Source organism: Paludibacterium purpuratum (assembly GCF_004363805.1).
Classification (GTDB): domain Bacteria; phylum Pseudomonadota; class Gammaproteobacteria; order Burkholderiales; family Chromobacteriaceae; genus Paludibacterium; species Paludibacterium purpuratum.
Genome location: NZ_SNZP01000003.1, coordinates 239,849 through 258,089, shown reverse-complemented (window position 1 = coordinate 258,089; position 18,241 = coordinate 239,849). Strand labels below are relative to the sequence as shown.

Here is an 18,241-nt window from a genome sequence, read left to right as displayed (position 1 = left end):
GCGGATGCACGCTACCCTATGTGGGGTGCGTTCGCGAAGTAACGCACCCCCACCCCCATTCAAACGTAGAACATCACGCACACGAATTGGCTTAGGCTGCCGGCCAATACGAACAGGTGCCAGATGCCGTGACCGTGGCGGATCTTCTCGTCATTGAGAAACCAGTAGATGCCGATGCTGTAGAACAGCCCGCCAAGCGCTAGCCAAACCAGGCCAGGCGTAGCCAGCGACAACACCAGCGGTTTGATGGCGATCAGCACCATCCATCCCATCAGCACATACAGAATCATCGACAACAACCTGGTGCGCCGGCCGATGGTCAGTTCTTGCACGATGCCGAATAGCGCCAAGCCCCAGCTCAAGCCGAACAATGTCCAGCCCCAGGGGCCGCGTAGCGTCACCAGGGCAAATGGCGTGTAGCTGCCGGCGATCAGCAGATAGATCGCCGAATGGTCGCATTTTTGCAAAATGGCTTTCGCCCGTCCGCGCACGCTGTGATACAGCGTCGAAACCAGGTAAAGAATCACCAAGGTCGCGCCATACAGGGAAAAGCTGACCACCCGCCAGGGGTCGCCCTCGATACCGGCCCGGGTGACCAGCACCGCCAAACCGGTAATGGCCAGCAGCGTGCCGACCAAATGGGAGATGCCGTTGAAGCGTTCTCCGTGATACATAAAATTCTCCATGCGGGCATTCCGTACCGAGCCCTATGATCAGTTTACAGATTCGCTCGCTCTTTCGTGGGAATTTTCTGTGACAACTGCGCAGCGTACAGGTTTCGTATCCCAGTAAACCAACAAGGGCAGGCCGGATCGAAATCCTGACCTGCCCTTGCCGAATCCAACCCTAGCAACCGGCCGCCAGGCCGGTTGGCCTCAGGCGCCCAGCGCCTTGAGCACGTTGTCGCGCACGGTTTCCACCGCCTGCGTACCGTCGACCTTGATGTATGCCGGCGCAGGGCCGTCGGTCGTCGCCAGCTTGGAGTAGAACGAGACCAATACTTCGGTCTGCTCGTGATACACATGCAGCCGTTTCTTGACGGTTTCCGCTTTGTCGTCGTCGCGTTGGATCAGCGGCTCGCCGGTCAGGTCGTCAAGGCCGTCGCGTTTGGGCGGGTTGTACTTGACGTGATAGGTACGGCCGGAGGCCACGTGCACGCGGCGGCCGGACATGCGATCCACGATCAGTTCGTCCGGCACATCGATCTCGACCACGAAATCGATATCCACGCCGGCTTCCCGCATGGCTTCCGCCTGCGGGATGGTGCGCGGAAATCCATCGAACAGAAAGCCGTTGGCGCAGTCGGGTTCGGCGATGCGCTCCTTGACCAGACCGATGATGATGTCGTCGCGCACCAAGCCGCCTTCGTCCATGATCTTCTTGGCGGCCAGGCCCAGCTCGGTGCCGGCTTTGACGGCGGCGCGCAGCATATCGCCGGTGGAGATTTGCGGAATGCCGAACTTCTCCTTGATGAAGTTGGCCTGGGTACCCTTGCCGGCGCCCGGTGCGCCCAACAGAATCAGTCTCATATATCTCTCCAGGAATTAGGATTTATTGGTTTCAGGTTCGGATGAAGTGTCGACGAACGCGCGCCAGATCTTCCGGCGTATCCACGCCGGCCATCGGCGCTTCGTCCACCACCGCCACGGCGATCGGGTAGCCGTACCACAGGGCGCGCAATTGCTCCAGCGACTCGAAGATTTCCAGCGGCGCGGGTGCCAGCGCGGCATAGGTTTTCAGGAAGCCGGCCCGGTAGGCGTACATGCCGATGTGGCGCAACACCGGCAACCCGTCGGGCAACGCATCGCGCCCGACGGCGAAAGCGTCGCGGGCGAAGGGGATCGGCGCGCGGCTGAAATACAGCGCCCGCCCATCGCGGTCGACCACCGCCTTGACCACGTTGGGATTGAACATTTCGTCGGCATCGCGGATCGGATGCGCCAAGGTGGCCATCGGCATGGCACCGTCATCGAGCAGCGCCGCCAAACGGTCGATCAGCGCCGGTTCGATCAAGGGCTCGTCGCCCTGCACGTTGACCAGCACCGCCTCGTCGGGCAACCCGGTCAGCGTGGCCACCTCGGCCAGGCGATCGGTGCCGGAGGCATGGTCGGCGCGCGTCATCACCGCTTCCACGCCGTGCGCCGCGCAAGCGGCGCGCACCGCCTCGTGATCGGTGGCCACCAACACGCGGCTAGCGACGCTTTGCATCGCCTGGCGCGCCACGCGCACCACCATCGGCAACCCGGCGATGTCGGCCAGCGGCTTGTCCGGCAAACGGCTCGACGCCATGCGCGCCGGGATCACGACCGTGAAATCGGTCATTCGACCTCTTCCTCGGGCGCGAGCTCGCGCGCTTCTTCTTCCAGCATCATCGGGATACCGTCGCGAATCGGGTAAGCCAGGCGATCGCCCTTGCAGACCAATTCCTGCTGCGACTTGAGGAGAACCAGCGGCCCCTTGCACACCGGGCACACCAGAATATCGAGAAATTTAGCGTCCATTGCTTGCCTTCAGAATCCAGTCGGCCAGATCGGGTGCGATCTGCGCCTCTACCGGCAGTACCCACAGTTTATCATGATTGACGTGGCGCATCTTGACCGCATCCTTACTGGTCATAACGATGGCATCGACATCGTCCGGCATGTCCGTCTGACTGAAGGCATGGTGATCGGGAAAGGCCAGCTCGCGCTCCGCGACGATGCCCAGCTCGCGCAAAGTGGTGAAGAAGCGCTGAGGGTTGCCGATACCGGCCAACGCCGCGACCGAGAGCCCGGCGAAGTCGCCAGGATGCCGACGCCGGGCGGGATCGGCCAGCGCATACACCTCGCCCGGCCGCAGCGTCATGGCGAAACGCGCCACCGTCGCGGGAATCGGCAAAGCCCGATCCGACACGCCGTTGACCACGACGGCATCGACCCGGCGCAAACGGCTCAGCGGCTCGCGCAGCGGGCCGTTGGGCAACAGCCGTGCGCTACCGAAGCCGCGCACGGCATCGATCACCACCACTTCCAGATCCCGCGCCAGCCGATAGTGCTGCAAACCGTCGTCGGTCAGGATCAGTTGAACTTGCGGATGCGCGGCGAGCAGCGCGCGGCCGGCGGCGACCCGATCGCGCCCGACGAACACCGGGGCGCCGGCCGCGGCCAAGAGTAGCGGCTCGTCGCCCACGTCGCGCGGATCGCTGTCCGGCAGCACGGCGGTCGGCGTTTCGTGCCGGCCGCCATAGCCGCGGCTAATCACACCGACTTGGATGCCACGCGCACGAAGCGCCTGCAGCAACGCGACGGTCAGCGGCGTTTTACCTACCCCGCCGACATTGATATTGCCGATCACCACGACGGGCACCGGCAAGCGCTCGCGCTTGAACCAGCCGGCACGGAAACCGGCACGGCGCAGCATGGCCAAGAGCGCGAACAGCGCTTCCAGCGGAGCGAGCAGCCAGGTGAGCCCGACGCACGGCCGGTACCAGTGCCGTTCGAGCCAGGTCACGAACGCGGCGCCTGCGTGGCGAAGGTCAAACGGGTCAACCCGGCGGTACGCGCAGCCTCCATCACACTGACCACAGACTGGTGCGTGGCCTTGCCGTCGGCACTGATCACCACCTCGCTATCCGCTTGCACTTGGCGCAAGGCGTCGAGCAATCCCTTGTCGTCGCCGGCCGCCAGCGGATGGCCATTGACGGTCATGCGGCCATCGGCGGCGATGCCCACCTGGACGGCGCGCGGTTTTTCCTTGACCACGTCGCCCTGCCCCAGCGGCAGGTTGACCTGCATTTCCGCGTAGTGCTGGTAGGTGGTGGTGACCATCAGAAAGATCAGAATGACCAACAAGACGTCGATCAGCGGGATCAAATTGATTTCGGGTTCGTCCCGATGATGTCCGCGGCGAAAATTCATGGCGTTACCCCTGGCGACGTTCGCCGTGGATGACTTCGACCAGGCGCACCGCCTGGGACTCCATCTCCACCAGCAAAGCGTCCACCTTGGCGCGGAAGTAGCGATAGAACATCATGCTCGGAATCGCCACGATCAGACCGAAGGCCGTGTTGTAGAGCGCCACGGAAATGCCGTGGGCCAACACGTGCGGATTGGTGCCGGCCGGGCTCTGCGAGCCGAACAGCTCGATCATGCCGACGACGGTGCCCAGCAAACCGAGCAGCGGCGCCATGGCGGCGATCGACCCCAGAGTGGTTAAAAATCGTTCGAGTTGAAACAACACCACCCGCCCTTCATCTTCAATCGCTTCCTTCATTACCTCGCGACTGACGTCGGCATTGCGCAGACCGGCATTCAGAATGCGACCGAGCGGCGAGGCGTCTGCCATTTGCCGCAACGTGGCGCTTTCCGTGCCGTGTCGACGGTATTCGTCGAGGGTCTGAGCCAGGAGGCCGGCAGGCGCAACCAGGCTCTGGCGCAGCGAATACAGGCGTTCGAGGATAATGGCGAGGGATACCACGGAGGCGGCAACAATTGTCCAAATCGGCCAGCCGGCCGCTTCAATGATCGACCACACGAGTCATTCTCCCAAATACACGCTATAAAACCAGAGACTTTATCCGTTTCGCACGTCCCAGGGCAATACGCTATACCGCCTAGACCAAGATGGCATTTTAAACTGTTTGTTAAACAAACGACCTAAAAAACTCTTCAAACATAGATCACACCATTAGGCGCCCAACAGTTTCAGGCAAAATGTTGTAGCAATACTACAGTAAAACAAAGTAACCGGCATGCAAGCCTTCCGGCAATGGCAACACGAACAGAACAGCGCCCGCGCCAGTCTTTGCCTAGCATCCCGTAACTATTAGCAAATACTGGTCTTAACGCTGATCAAATCGTGCAATGTAGCGATGTTACATGACGCAAGTATTTAATTCCGCCAAAGGAAGTACCGACTCGATTGATCCAAATCAATGGATTTTGGTTATAAATGAGAATATTCTCTGACTCGCCGACGGCATTTCCCACCGCAATGGACGTTGGCGCCACACGGATATCTTCAATCTTGTTTTGCATGCCAGGGTCGCATCAGGCGCAACGCCTCCGAGGAGGCCGTGGCAAGCCGAGAGGTTTTCAATATGGGTACTTCCGAACTGCACCAGGAGCTGATCCTGAATGCACCCCTTTCCGGCATGCTGCTGCCCCTGAGCGCGGTACCGGATCCCGTTTTTGCGGAAAAGATGATCGGCGACGGCATCGCCATCTCGCCGGCCAGCAACATGCTTCGCGCACCTTGCGCCGGTACGATCACCCACATTCACTCCGCACGCCATGCGCTGACGCTGACCTCCGATGACGGCATCGAAATCCTGATGCACATCGGGCTGGACACCGTCGACCTCAAAGGCCAGGGCTTCACCACCCGCGTCAACCAAGGCGACCGCGTCAATGCGGGCGATGCGCTGATCGAATTCGACGATGCCTTCCTCGCGACGCACGCGCGCAGCCTGATCACCCCGATCGTCATTCTGACCGGCGACAAAGTGGCCGCGATGGACAGCGCCAGCGGCCACGTGGTCGCCGGACGCGACCGCATTCTGACCCTCTCGCGCACCGGCGAATTCTCCAGCCGACTGACGGACACCGCCGTCAGCCTGCGCGCCGAATCGCCCTCCATCACCGTGGTCGGCCGCGCCGGCCTGCACGCCCGCCCCTGTGCGGTGCTGGCCCATGCCGCCAAGCAATTCAAATCCGACATCAAGCTGATTTGCGGCAGCGAACAGGCCAACGCCAAGAGCGTGGTCGCCCTGCTGGGCCTCAATGTGCGCCACGGCGACGTGGTGCGCGTGGTCGCCGATGGCGAGGATGCCCAGGCTGCGATCGAAAAACTGACGCTACTGGCCGCTGGCGACGCGCATGAAGCCGCGCCGGAAAGCCAGACGCCGGAAGCCGCCGCAACGCAGGAAACGGTCGTCGACAGCGACCCGAACCTGTTGCGCGGCGTGGGCGCCTCGGCTGGCATCGCCGTCGGCCAGGCATTCATTCTGAGCCACCAGGCCATCACGCTGACCGAGAACGGCATCGGCGAGACCCCGGAACGCGAGGCGCTGCAAAACGCGCTGGCCGAAGCCCACACCCAGCTCGAGCAACTGAAGTACCAGACGCACGGCAAGACCACCAGCGGTCGCGCCGAAATCTTCGCCGCACACCAGGAGCTGCTGGAAGACCCGGATCTGCTCGACATGGTGATGGGTGGCATCGCCAACGGCAAGAGCGCCGCCTTCGCCTGGAAGCAAGCGTTCACGCTGCACGCCGAGCGTCTGTCTCACCTGCCGAACCCGCTGTTGGCCGCTCGCGCCAACGACCTGCGCGACGTCGGTCTGCGCGTGCTGCAGATCCTGACCGGCAGCCGCATGACCGCGCCGGAACTGCCGGCCAATACCATTCTGATCGCCGAGGATCTGACGCCGTCGCTCACCGTCAGCCTCGATCGCAGCAAGGTGCTGGGCTTCTGCACCAGCGGCGGCAGCTCGACCAGCCACGTGGCCATCCTGGCTCGCTCGCTCGACATCCCGGCCGTGGTCGGCATCGACCGCCAGGCCTTGCAGATCGAAGACGGCACGCCGCTGATTCTCGACGGTAGCCGCGGCACCCTGCGCATCAATCCGACCGTCGACGAACTGTCGAGCATCCGCACCCAGCAGCAACGCCAAGCCGAACAGCGCGAAGCCGACCTGGAAAACGCCGCCCAGCCGGCCTGCACCTCCGACGGTCATCGCGTCGAGGTCGTCGCCAACATCGGCGGCCTGTCGGATGCCGAGAAGGGCATGGACAAAGGCGCCGAGGGCGTCGGCCTACTGCGTTCGGAATTCCTGTTCCTGCAACGCGAGGACGCGCCGGGGGAAGCCGAGCAGGCCGATGCCTACATGAGCATCGCCCGCGCCGTCGGCCACAGCCGCCCGCTGGTGATCCGCACGCTCGACGTCGGTGGCGACAAGCCGCTGGCCTACCTGCCGATGCCGGCCGAGGAGAACCCCTTCCTCGGCGTGCGCGGCGTGCGCCTATCGCTGGCCCAACCCGACATCATGAAGAGCCAGTTGCGCGCCATCCTGCGCGCTGCGCCCTACGCCAAGCTATGCATCATGTTCCCGATGATCGCCACCCTCGACGAACTGCGCGAGTGCAAGGCGATGGTGGAAGAAGAGCGCAAGGCGCTCAATGTTCCGCCGGTGCAAGTCGGCATCATGATCGAAGTTCCATCGGCCGCCATCATGGCCGAGCAGTTCGCCCGCGAAGTCGATTTCTTCTCGATCGGCACCAACGACCTGACCCAGTACGTGCTTGCGATGGATCGCAACCACCCGGGGGTCGGTCGCCAAGCGGACGCATTGAATCCTGCCGTGCTGCAGTTGATGGCAAGCACGGTGCAGGCTGCGCATCGCCACGGCAAATGGGTCGGGGTGTGCGGCGGTCTGGCATCCGACCCGCTGGCCGTACCGGTGCTAGTGGGGATGGGGGTGGATGAATTGTCGGTTTCGGTACCGTCGATTCCTGAAATCAAGGCACTGGTGCGCAAGTTCAGCAAGACCGAATGCGAGGCACTGGCCGCTGAAGTATTGACGCTTTCCACCGCGTCCGAAGTTCGCGCACGTTTGACCCAGGCAATCAAGGAATAACGCCGCGGGCAAAGGTAACACGACACAACGAAAGGGGTAGTAGATCATGTCATTCAACGCATTTGCTGTACTACAGAAAATCGGCAAGTCGCTGATGATGCCTGTCGCAGTGCTCCCGGTCGCGGGTTTGCTGTTGGGTATCGGTAGCGCCCACTTCGGTTGGATTCCGGAAATCATCAACCACCTGATGGCTCAGGGCGGCGGCGCGGTGTTCGGCAACTTGCCGATCATCTTCGCCGTTGGCGTTGCACTGGGTCTGACGGAAAACGATGGTGTAGCATCGATCGCAGCCATCGTCGGCTACGTGGTTCTGGTCGCCTGCCTGGGCGTGATGGCGCCGCTGCTCGGCGCGCACACCACCCAGGTAATGGGCATGGACACCATGGATACCGGCGTGTTCGGCGGCATCCTGTCCGGCGTCCTGGCCTCGGTCCTGTTCAACCGCTACTACCGCATCGAACTGCCGACCTACCTCGGCTTCTTTGCCGGTAAGCGCTTCGTGCCTATCGCCACCGGTGTGTGCGCGATCTTCCTGGCCGTGGTGCTGTCCGTGGTTTGGGCTCCGGTACAGGCCGGCATCGAAGCGTTCTCGCACTGGGCCGCAGTCAGCAACCCGGCCGTCGCCGTGACGCTGTACGGCGTAGTGGAACGTATGCTGTTGCCGTTCGGTCTGCACCATATCTGGAACGTACCGTTCTTCTTCCAGATGGGCGACTTCGTCGACGCTTCCGGCAAGATGGTTCATGGCGACATCAACCGCTTCTTCGCTGGCGACCCGACCGCCGGGATCCTGGCTGGTGGCTTCCTGCCGAAAATGTGGGGTCTGCCTGCCGCCGCTATCGCCATCTGGCATAGCGCCAAGCCGGAAAACCGCACCAAGATCGGCGCGATGATGGTTTCCGCCGCCCTGACCTCGTTCCTGACCGGCATTACCGAACCGATCGAGTTCTCGTTCCTGTTCGTGGCTCCGGTGCTGTACGCGATCCACGCCGTGCTGGTGGGCCTGGCGTTCTACCTGATGAACACCTTCGGCGCGCACATGGGCTTCACCTTCTCGCAAGGCGCGATCGACTTCACCTTGTTCTTCGTCAAGGACGTCAAGCCGTGGCTGGTGTTTATTCTGGGACCGATCTACGCCGTTGTTTACTACACCGTGTTCCGTGTGTTGATCTCCGCCCTGAACCTGAAGACCCCGGGTCGCGAGGATGCCACCGAAGAAGAGCAACGTGACGAAGCAGTCCTCGCACACGCTCTGGCCGGTTCCGGCGCACCGATCGAAGCCAAGGCCGCAGTCGCAGCATCTGCCGCCCCGGCAGCCGGTTCGATGGCGCAAGGCCTGGTGGAAGCTTTTGGCGGTCGCAGCAACCTGACTAGCCTGGATGCCTGCATCACCCGTCTGCGCGTCAGCGTGGCCGACGTGGCCAAGGTCGATCAGTCCCGCCTGAAGTCGATGGGCGCGGCCGGCGTGGTCGTAGTCGGCAACAACGTTCAGGCCATCTTCGGGCCGCGTTCCGAGAACCTGAAGACTGACATGCAAGAGTATCTGAAGCACAATTAAGCAGTACATGTACGGCCGGCGGCGATCCGGCCTCACCGGATCGCCGCCGCGAGGTTCTTCACGAATTTCCGCTTGCCTCCCCCGCAACGCCAGCCGGTTACAGGCCCTGCAATTCGTGAACGACTTTGGCTCGTCAACGACGACAACCCGAATTTTGCTATGTAGAGAGGAAGTACCATGGACAGTAACCAGCTCAACCAACTGGTGAGCCGCGTCAAAGCGGCGCAGCGCACTTACGCTACCTACACCCAAGAACAGGTCGACGCGATCTTCCGCGCCGCCGCGCTCGCCGCGGCCGACGCCCGCATTCCGCTGGCCAAGCTCGCCGCCGAAGAAACCCGCATGGGCGTGGTCGAAGACAAGGTGATCAAGAACCACTTCTCGTCCGAGTACATCTACAACAAGTACAAAGACGAAAAGACCTGCGGCATCATCGACCACGACCCGGCGTTCGGCATCCTGACCATCGCCGAGCCGATCGGCTTGTTGTGCGGCATCGTGCCGACCACCAACCCGACCTCGACCGCCATCTTCAAGGCGCTGATCTCGCTCAAGACCCGCAACGGCATCATCTTCAGCCCGCACCCGCGCGCCAAGAAGGCCACCTGCGAAGCCGCCCGCATCGTGCTGGAAGCCGCCGTCAAGGCAGGCGCCCCGGCCGACATCATCGGCTGGGTCGGCGAACCGACCGTCGAGCTCTCCAACCAACTGATGCGCCACCCGGACATCAACCTGATCCTGGCCACCGGCGGCCCGGGCATGGTCAAGGCAGCCTACTCGTCCGGCAAGCCGGCCATCGGCGTCGGCGCCGGCAACACCCCGGTGATCATCGACGAGACCTGCGACATCAAGCGTGCCGTGGCCTCGATCCTGATGTCCAAGACCTTCGACAACGGCGTGGTCTGCGCCTCCGAGCAATCGGTGGTGATCGTCGACTCGGTGTACAAGCAGGTCAAGGAACGCTTCCACAGCCACGGCGGCCATGTGCTGTCGTCGGAAGAATGCAAGGCGGTCAGCAAAGTCATCCTCAAGGATGGCGCGCTCAACGCCGACATCGTCGGCCAGTCGGCCGTTCGCATCGCCGAAATGGCCGGCATCAAGGTACCGCCGACCACCCGCGTACTGATCGGCGAAATCGCCAAGGTCAGCGAGGACGAAGCCTTCGCCCACGAAAAGCTGTCGCCGACGCTGGCGATGATTCGCGCACGCGACTTCGACGATGCGCTCGACAAGGCCGAAGCCCTGGTCACCATGGGTGGCATCGGCCACACCTCGGTGCTGTATACCGACCAAGACCTGCAGCGCGAACGCATCAGCCGCTTCGGCGAGCGCATGAAGACCGCGCGTATCCTGATCAACTCGCCGGCCTCGCAAGGCGCCATCGGCGACCTGTACAACTTCAAGCTGGCACCGTCGTTGACGCTGGGTTGCGGCTCCTGGGGCGGCAACTCGATCTCCGAGAACGTCGGTCCGCAGCATCTGATCAACAAAAAGACGGTGGCAGAACGGGCAGAAAACATGCTGTGGCACAAACTTCCGAAGTCGATCTATTTCCGTCGCGGCTGCCTGCCGGTGGCCATTGAAGAGCTGTCGGACAAGAAGCGCGCGCTGATCGTCACCGACGGCTTCCTGTTTAAGAATGGCTATGTCGACCAAGTCAGCGACATCCTGAAAAAGAACGGCGTCGAAGTCGAAGTGTTCTACGAAGTCGAAGCCGACCCGACCCTGGCCGTCGTCCGTCGCGGCGCCATCGTCGCCAACCGCTTCAAGCCGGACGTCATCGTCGCCCTGGGCGGCGGTTCGCCGATGGATGCCGCCAAGATCATGTGGGTCATGTACGAACATCCGGACGTCTCGTTCGAGGAACTGGCACTGCGCTTCATGGACATCCGCAAGCGCATCTACAAGTTCCCGAAACTGGGCGTGAAGGCTCAGATGGTGGCGATTCCGACCACCTCCGGCACCGGCTCCGAAGTCACCCCGTTCGCCGTGGTGACCGATGAAAAAACCGGCAAGAAGTATCCGCTGGCCGACTACGAACTGACGCCGAACATGGCCATCGTCGACGCCAACCTGGTGATGAGCATGCCGAAGTCGCTGACCGCCTTCGGCGGCATCGACGCGGTCACGCACGCGCTGGAAGCCTATGTATCGGTCATGGCCAACGAGTACAGCGACGGCCAGGCACTGCAATCGCTGCAGCTATTGAAGGACTTCCTGCCCTCCTCCTACGCCAATGGCGCCAAGGATCCGGTAGCGCGCGAGAAGGTGCACAACGCCGCCACCATCGCCGGCATCGCCTTCGCCAACGCCTTCCTCGGCATCTGCCACTCGATGGCGCACAAGCTGGGCGCGGAATTCCATATCCCGCACGGCTTGGCCAACGCGCTCTTGATCAGCAACGTCATCCGCTTCAACGCCACCGACACGCCGACCAAGCAAGCCGCGTTCAGCCAATACTCGCGTCCGCAGGCGCTGTGCCGTTACGCGGCCGTCGCCGACCACCTGCACCTTGCCGGCAAGAGCGACAAGCAGAAGGTGGAAAGCCTGATCGAGTGGGTGGACGGCATGAAGAAGGTGCTCGACATTCCGGCTTCGATCCGCGATGCCGGCGTCTCCGAAGCGGACTTCCTCGCCAAGGTCGATAACCTGGCGGAAGAAGCGTTCGACGACCAGTGCACCGGCGCCAACCCGCGCTTCCCGCTGATCTCCGAACTCAAGCAGATCCTGCTCGACAGCTTCTACGGCCGCCCGTATGTCGAAAGCTATCTGCGCACCGACGAGAAGCCCGCCGAGAAGGTTGGCAAGAAATCCTGATCGAATCTTCCCTCTCGATCCACGGCCGCCTTGCGCGGCCGTTTTTTATGCCCGCGGCCATCGCGGCAAAATCGCCCTTGCAGCCAAGGCATCCTCTTTGAAGGCGACTTGACAATGGCATTATTTGTTTTTATATAACATATACTTAGCTTGTTTGCTAAGTTGCGTGGCGCCAATTGTCCAAAGAACAATTTCGTGAGTCGGGTGATCTAGCGGCAGTTTTTTCTGCATGCGTCACCGAATGCATCAACACATCCATGCAAGGAGATTGTGATGAGTGACATTAGGGCAATTAAGCTGGTTCGTAACTTGAGCAATCAAGAGATCGATGTGATCAATTACGAACATCCGAATAAACCGGGTAATCATGTCGTGGTACCAGCCGGCGAAGTCATGGCATGTAATATGTGGACGCCGTGGTGTGACTCGCAACACGCTCTGGATGGGCTGAATAATAGCACTGAGGGTACTAGAGATGACGTCACACACTACATCCAGATGACGCCTCACGGAAACTCGCCTAAGCAGATCTTTCAGCATGGCTCGGCCGTTTTCTATACCACAAGCGTTCGATACGACCTTAAAGTAAAAGTCAATGGCGACGCCGAGTTGGGAAAGGGCGATTATGAACTCATCATCCGTGCCAATACCGATTTAACACCGGAATACAAGAAAATTTAATTTCCAATTCATCCGCTCGAGACGACAATGCGCCCTGCCAATGAGGGCGCATTGTTTTCCGTAGGGTGCGATCGCGAAGCATCGCACCAATCGCATATGGCGGGTTGCCGTTGGCGCCCCCCATACTCCCGCACGAACAATTTCAGCATTTTCTGACGGTCGTTCGCCGTTGTCAGCGTTTTGTTGGCTGGGTAATGTACGGGGGCGGCATTTGCCGCGAGAGGCGCGGACCCGGGGTGCTAGAACACCGCCGAGCCCGCTAACCAAACCAAACTATCCTGGAGTTCAGAATGGCTGCCGAAAATGGTAATGCAGTTCCTATCCTTTCTTCAAACCCAGATGCCCGCCAACAGCAGTTACTTTCCCTGATTTCCGTGTTGTGCTTGCCGCGCGCCAATCGTCAAAATTCCGACGAGTGCCGTTTGATCGTCGATAGCCGCTTGCCGTGGGCGTTCGAGCCGATCGATGCCAACACGTCTTGGTTGTATCTGCCCAAGGCCGCGCAAGCGCGTCATATGGCGGGGTGCCTGGTTCTCACGGCCGATTAACGGCTTTTCCCGGAGGCGGCGGGCCATGCCCGCCGACCGTGCGGTCTCTTCCCGCCGCGCTTTGCACACCCGTCGTGCCCGAGGCGCTGCTACAATGGCATCGCTTACATACGGCACTTAAAGCGCGATTTCAACGGTGTGGATAAACCTGTTGATAATATTGAAAAAACCGCTCCCTCTTCGCGCATTCACCAAGATGGGGCAGCAATTAGAATCGTTTGATAATAAACCACCAAACGGTTGTTTTTATTAGGTTTTACACCACTACCACCAGGCGGTTTTAAAGAATTGGCGCGATCTCTTCACATAAAACCGTGCGTTGTCAACTGCTGTGGATGACTTGACAAAATGCCATTTTCTCCCCTTGCCGGTGATGTCATCAGCGTCTCGGCGCTGAACCGTCTTGCGCGCGATCTACTCGAATCCGGCCTGCCGGCAGCCTGGATCGGCGGTGAGATCTCCAATCTGACCATCGCAGCCTCCGGCCATGCCTATTTCTCGCTCAAGGACGCCAGCGCCCAAGTGCGCTGCGTCATGTTCCGCAACCGCGTCGGCCTGCTGCCGTTTCGGCTAGCCAATGGCCAGCAGGTCGAATTGCGCGGTCTACCCTCGCTCTACGAGGCGCGCGGCGAATTTCAGATCAACGTCGAGACGGTGCGCGCGGCGGGACTGGGCCGGCTATTCGAAGCCTTCGAACGGCTCAAGGCGCAATTGAGCGCCGAAGGCCTGTTCGCCGCCGAGCGTAAACGTCCGATCCCGCACCTGCCGCGTGCGGTGGGCATCGTCACCTCTCCCGCCGCCGCCGCGCTGCGCGACGTGGTCACGACACTGACCCGGCGCATGCCCGGCCTGCCGCTGATCCTGTACCCGACCCAGGTACAAGGCGACGCCGCAGCAGCCCAAATCGCCGAAGCCATCAAGCTCGCCGGCGCGCGCGCCGAGGTCGACGTGCTGATCGTCTGCCGCGGCGGCGGTAGCATCGAGGATTTATGGTCGTTCAACGAGGAGGTGGTGGCCAGGGCGGTGGCGAACAGCCCGATCCCGATCATCAGCGGCGTCGGCCACGAAACCGACTTCACCATCTGCGACTTCGCCGCGGATCTGCGCGCCCCGACGCCGACGGCGGCGGCCGAATTGGCGGCGCCGAGTCGTGAGCAACTACAGCGCCAGATCGATCAGGCGCGCCAAGGCCTCGCACGCGCCATGGCACGCCAGCTCAACCATAAGGCGCAGCAACTCGACCTGAAGGCCCAACGACTGCGACACCCCGGCGAGCGGCTGAAGCAACAAGCCATGCAACTCGCCCATGTGGGCCAGCAGTTGAGCCAACAGATGCAACGCCATATGCAACGCGCCCGCATGCGGCTTGAGCTGACACAGAACCGCTTCGCACAAAACCGCCCCGACCTGCCCAGACGCCGCGAGCGCTTGGCGCAGCGCACCGACGCCTTGCGCCGCGCCATGCAGCAATGGCTGATCAATCGGCAGCAAACCGTGCACGGCGCCGCGGCACTGCTATCGTCGTACAATCCGCAGGCCGTGCTGGAACGCGGTTATGCCATCGTACAAACCGAAGCGGGACAAGTGGTGAAATCCGCGGACGAGCTACGGCAGGGACAACGGTTGAAACTGCAATTGGCACAGGGACGCACCGAAGCGGTGGTGGACCGGCAAACGGACATTCAGCCCGGTTTGCCGTTTTAAAAAACCGACGGGCTACGCATGCGTAGCCCGTTAGGATCGCGCGGCCAGCGGCCGCCATACTATCTATATAGAAGGTCGATACTCAGTCGCCGAAACCGCAGAATACTTCGCGCATCATTTTCAGCACTTCGAGGGTTCGTATATCGCCCACCCGGTAGTACACCCGGTTCGCATCCTTGCGCGTCCGCAACACCCCTTTGTCGCGCATGATGGCCAAGTGTTGGGAAATATTGCTTTGCGACGTGCCTACCTGTTCGACAATATCCTGAACGCTGACCTCCTGATCCTCGAGCACGGAGATGATCTTCAGCCGCAACGGGTGCGACATGGCCTTCATCGCCCGCGAGGATTGTTCGATCTGGTCATTATTGAACAACAAGGTATTACTCCTAAGTAGTCATTATTCTGATGCGATATACGGTACAATAGTAAACATAAAATCGCCTTCCATCAAGAATTTCTAATATTCTGATTGCTAATATCATGAAAAAACCCACACCTGTAATGCTGCTGATCATGGACGGCTTCGGCTACCGACCGGAAGGCGATGACAATGCCATTCTGCACGCGCGTGCACCGCACTGGAAAGCCCTGTGTGCAAAATATGCATTCGGCACCATTGAGGCGTCCGAACATTCCGTCGGTCTGCCCGCCGGTCAGTTCGGCAATTCGGAGGTCGGTCACCTGAATATCGGCGCCGGCCGCATCGTCCAGCAAGACATCAGCCGCATCGATTGCGATATCGAGGCGGGCACTTTCGAGCAGAACCCCACCTTGCAAGAGGCCTTCCGCCAAGCGCATAACGGCACCCTGCACGTCATGGGCCTGCTGTCCGATGGCGGCGTGCACAGCCACGAAAACCACATTCACGCCGTGCTGCGCGCCGCGCAACGGGCCGGCGTGCAACGCGTCGCCATGCACGCTTTCCTCGACGGCCGCGATACGCCGCCGCAAAGCGCACGCCGCTATCTGGAGCGCTTGGACGCCGTACTGGCCGACATTCCCGTAGCCCGTCTGGCCTCGATGACCGGCCGCTATTGGGCGATGGATCGCGACAAGCGCTGGGAACGCGTCGAAACCGCCTACCGTCTGCTGGTCGACGGCGCGGGCGAGTTCCACGCCGAGACCGGCCTCGCGGCCTTGGAAGCCGCCTACCAGCGCGGCGAGAACGATGAATTCGTCAAGCCGACCGCCATCGGCGCCAAGACCGTCATGGCCGACGGCGACAGCGTACTGTTCATGAACTTCCGCGCCGACCGCGCACGCCAGTTGGTCAGCGCGCTGACCGACGCCCGTTTCGACGGCTTCAAGGCGCGTCAACCGAAGTTCGCCTACTTCGCGACGCTCACGCGCTACGGCGAGGAATACCCGCAGCCGACGCTGTACGCGCCGCAAACCATCAAGAACGGTTTGGGCGAATACCTGGCCGGCCTCGGCCTGCATCAGCTGCGCATCGCCGAAACCGAGAAATACCCGCACGTCACCTACTTCTTCAACGGTGGCGAAGAGCAGGTCTACCCGGGCGAAGACCGTATCCTGGTGCCGTCGCCCAAGGTCGCGACCTATGACCTGCAGCCGGAAATGAGCGCGCCGCAAGTAGCCGATCACATCGTCGAGGCCATCGCCTCGAACAAGTACGATGCCATCATCTGCAACTTCGCCAACGGCGACATGGTGGGTCACACCGGTAACTTCGACGCCGCCGTTCGTGCCGTCGAAGCGCTCGACAGCTGCATCGCCCGTTGTGTCGATGCCATGCTGGCCGCCGGCGGCGAGGTGGTGATCAGTGCCGACCACGGCAATTGCGAAAAGATGTACGATGCCGTCAATGGCCAACCGCACACCCAGCACACCACCAACCAAGTGCCGTTCCTGTACATCGGCCGCGCCGCGCATATCCGTGCCGGCGGCGCATTGCGCGACATCGCCCCATCCATGCTCAGCATCATGGGCCTCGACAAACCCGCAGAAATGACCGGTGAATCCCTGATCGACTTCCAGTGAAACGTTCTCTACTCCTCCTCTTGATGCTCGCCGGCCCGACCTGGGCCGCGACCACGACCTTGAGCACCGCCCCGCAGCAACAGAATCTGAAGGCGGTGCGCAAGGAGATCGACAGCCTGCAAAAGGACATCGCCCAGAAACAGGCGGTGCAAAAGCAGGCGCAATCCGCCATCCAGCAGTCGGAACTGGCCATCCAGCAAACCGACCAGGTGCTCAATCAACTCGGCAAGAAACAAAACGCTTCCACGCAGCGGCTGGCCGACCTTGAGCATCAGATCCAGACGGCCCAACAGCAAGTGGCCCTCGCACGCCAAAAAGTGTCGCAGATGCTGGCACACCAGTATCGCAACGGCGAGCACGATGCCATGAAGCTGATGTTCAACGGCTCCGATCCGAATCAGACCTCGCGCGACCTGGTGTACTACCAGTACATCGCTCGCGCGCAGCAACAACTGATCCAGGATCTGAATCAGCGCCAAGCGTCGCTGGCGCAGTTGGCCGAACAGCTGGAACAGCAATTGCACATCATCGTCGGCATGAGCACCAAGAAAGCGCAGGAGAAGAGTCAGCTGCAGCAGACCCGAGCCGATAAGCAGCAGCAGGTTCACCAGCTGAACAGCGAGATTCAGAATCGGCAAGATCAATTGGCCAAGCTCAAGCAGGACGAAAAGCGGCTCACCGACCTGATCGCCAACATCAACCGCAAGATCCAGCAGCAGATCGCCGAACGCAAGGCGAAGGAAAAGGCCGCGTTCAAGGCACGGCAGGAAGCGGCACGCAAGGAAAACGAGCGCCGCCGCCGGATGGCTGCCGACGCGCAGAAACAGGGCAAACCCGTGCCGGAGGTCGCCAAGACCCAAGTGCCGGTAGAAACGGTCGATACGGCAGCCGACGACAGCAATGCCGGCCGCGCCTTCAAGAGCCTGCAAGGGCGTATGAAGCTGCCGGTCACCGGCGAGATCGCCGGCCGCTTCGGCACCATGCGTAATGAAGGCACCGTCTGGAAAGGCGTCTTCATTCACGCCGGTCGCGGTCAGGCCGTCCACGTGGTGGCCGACGGACGCGTGGTCTATGCCGATGCGCTAAGGGGCTTCGGCAACGCGGTCATCGTCGATCACGGCGGCAACTACCTGACGGTCTACACCGGCCTGTCGGTGGTCGGCCGCGGCGTTGGCGACGCGGTCAAGGCCGGCGACAGCCTGGGCAGCACCGGGGCACTGGACAGCGGCGAGCCCGGCCTGTACTTTGAAATACGTTACTTAGGTAAGCCAGTAAATCCCCTTACCTGGGTGCATTAAAACGTCAACGGAGAGT

General features: G+C 61.4%; 16 protein-coding genes. 8 read left to right on the top strand and 8 right to left on the bottom strand.

Annotated features, from left to right (window positions below):
- Positions 1–59 precede the first annotated feature (59 nt).
- From trhA to DFP86_RS05210, 7 genes are all read right to left on the bottom strand, one after another.
- On the bottom strand, positions 60–674 hold the full coding sequence (trhA, locus tag DFP86_RS05240) for a PAQR family membrane homeostasis protein TrhA (RefSeq protein WP_133678954.1): 615 nt from the start codon (positions 672–674) through the stop codon (positions 60–62).
- 201 nt (positions 675–875) lie between these two features.
- Positions 876–1,529 (bottom strand): adenylate kinase, encoded by a 654-nt coding sequence (gene adk, locus DFP86_RS05235; RefSeq protein WP_133678953.1) that lies wholly within the window; start codon positions 1,527–1,529, stop codon positions 876–878.
- Between the two features lie 31 nt (positions 1,530–1,560).
- Positions 1,561–2,322, bottom strand: coding sequence for a 3-deoxy-manno-octulosonate cytidylyltransferase (gene kdsB, locus DFP86_RS05230; RefSeq protein WP_133678952.1), 762 nt, complete (start codon positions 2,320–2,322; stop codon positions 1,561–1,563).
- On the bottom strand, positions 2,319–2,501 hold the full coding sequence (locus tag DFP86_RS05225) for a Trm112 family protein (RefSeq protein ID WP_133678951.1): 183 nt from the start codon (positions 2,499–2,501) through the stop codon (positions 2,319–2,321). The genes kdsB and DFP86_RS05225 overlap by 4 nt, the downstream gene beginning before the upstream one ends.
- A complete protein-coding gene (gene lpxK / locus DFP86_RS05220) occupies positions 2,491–3,489 on the bottom strand; it encodes a tetraacyldisaccharide 4'-kinase (RefSeq protein WP_133678950.1) in 999 nt (332 codons plus the stop codon). Before lpxK ends, DFP86_RS05225 begins: the two co-directional genes overlap by 11 nt.
- The gene (locus tag DFP86_RS05215) at positions 3,486–3,896 is read right to left on the bottom strand and encodes an ExbD/TolR family protein (protein WP_133678949.1); all 411 of its coding nucleotides are present in this window, start codon (positions 3,894–3,896) and stop codon (positions 3,486–3,488) included. The genes lpxK and DFP86_RS05215 overlap by 4 nt, the downstream gene beginning before the upstream one ends.
- 4 nt (positions 3,897–3,900) lie before the next feature.
- Complete coding sequence (locus DFP86_RS05210) at positions 3,901–4,512, bottom strand: MotA/TolQ/ExbB proton channel family protein (RefSeq protein ID WP_133678948.1); 612 nt, start codon at positions 4,510–4,512, stop codon at positions 3,901–3,903.
- 565 nt (positions 4,513–5,077) lie between these two features.
- Between DFP86_RS05210 and ptsP the strand changes: the two genes are divergently transcribed.
- The 6 genes from ptsP to xseA all read left to right on the top strand — a co-directional run bounded on the left by ptsP (position 5,078) and on the right by xseA (position 14,923).
- Positions 5,078–7,615 carry a phosphoenolpyruvate--protein phosphotransferase gene (gene ptsP, locus DFP86_RS05205; protein ID WP_133678947.1) on the top strand — a complete coding sequence of 846 codons (2,538 nt, stop codon included), beginning with the start codon at positions 5,078–5,080 and terminating at the stop codon, positions 7,613–7,615.
- A 46-nt stretch (positions 7,616–7,661) separates the two neighbouring features.
- Positions 7,662–9,173, top strand: coding sequence for a PTS transporter subunit EIIC (locus tag DFP86_RS05200; protein ID WP_133678946.1), 1,512 nt, complete (start codon positions 7,662–7,664; stop codon positions 9,171–9,173).
- A 177-nt stretch (positions 9,174–9,350) separates the two neighbouring features.
- Positions 9,351–11,990, top strand: a complete 2,640-nt coding sequence (adhE, locus tag DFP86_RS05195) for a bifunctional acetaldehyde-CoA/alcohol dehydrogenase (protein WP_133678945.1) — start codon at positions 9,351–9,353, stop codon at positions 11,988–11,990.
- A gap of 273 nt (positions 11,991–12,263) precedes the next feature.
- The gene (locus DFP86_RS05190) at positions 12,264–12,671 is read left to right on the top strand and encodes a hypothetical protein (RefSeq protein WP_133678944.1); all 408 of its coding nucleotides are present in this window, start codon (positions 12,264–12,266) and stop codon (positions 12,669–12,671) included.
- 290 nt (positions 12,672–12,961) lie between these two features.
- Complete coding sequence (locus DFP86_RS05185; protein ID WP_133678943.1) at positions 12,962–13,219, top strand: hypothetical protein; 258 nt, start codon at positions 12,962–12,964, stop codon at positions 13,217–13,219.
- Between the two features lie 348 nt (positions 13,220–13,567).
- On the top strand, positions 13,568–14,923 hold the full coding sequence (gene xseA / locus DFP86_RS05180; RefSeq protein WP_133678942.1) for an exodeoxyribonuclease VII large subunit: 1,356 nt from the start codon (positions 13,568–13,570) through the stop codon (positions 14,921–14,923).
- Positions 14,924–15,005: 82 nt separating this feature from the next.
- Here the strand turns inward: xseA and DFP86_RS05175 are convergent, their stop codons facing one another.
- Complete coding sequence (locus DFP86_RS05175; protein WP_133678941.1) at positions 15,006–15,302, bottom strand: ArsR/SmtB family transcription factor; 297 nt, start codon at positions 15,300–15,302, stop codon at positions 15,006–15,008.
- A gap of 104 nt (positions 15,303–15,406) precedes the next feature.
- Here DFP86_RS05175 and gpmI point away from each other — a divergent pair, with 104 nt between their 5' ends.
- Both gpmI and DFP86_RS05165 read left to right on the top strand, forming a co-directional pair.
- Positions 15,407–16,927 (top strand): 2,3-bisphosphoglycerate-independent phosphoglycerate mutase, encoded by a 1,521-nt coding sequence (gpmI, locus tag DFP86_RS05170; RefSeq protein ID WP_133678940.1) that lies wholly within the window; start codon positions 15,407–15,409, stop codon positions 16,925–16,927.
- Positions 16,924–18,225, top strand: coding sequence for a murein hydrolase activator EnvC family protein (locus tag DFP86_RS05165; protein WP_243729308.1), 1,302 nt, complete (start codon positions 16,924–16,926; stop codon positions 18,223–18,225). The genes gpmI and DFP86_RS05165 overlap by 4 nt, the downstream gene beginning before the upstream one ends.
- Positions 18,226–18,241: the final 16 nt, after the last annotated feature.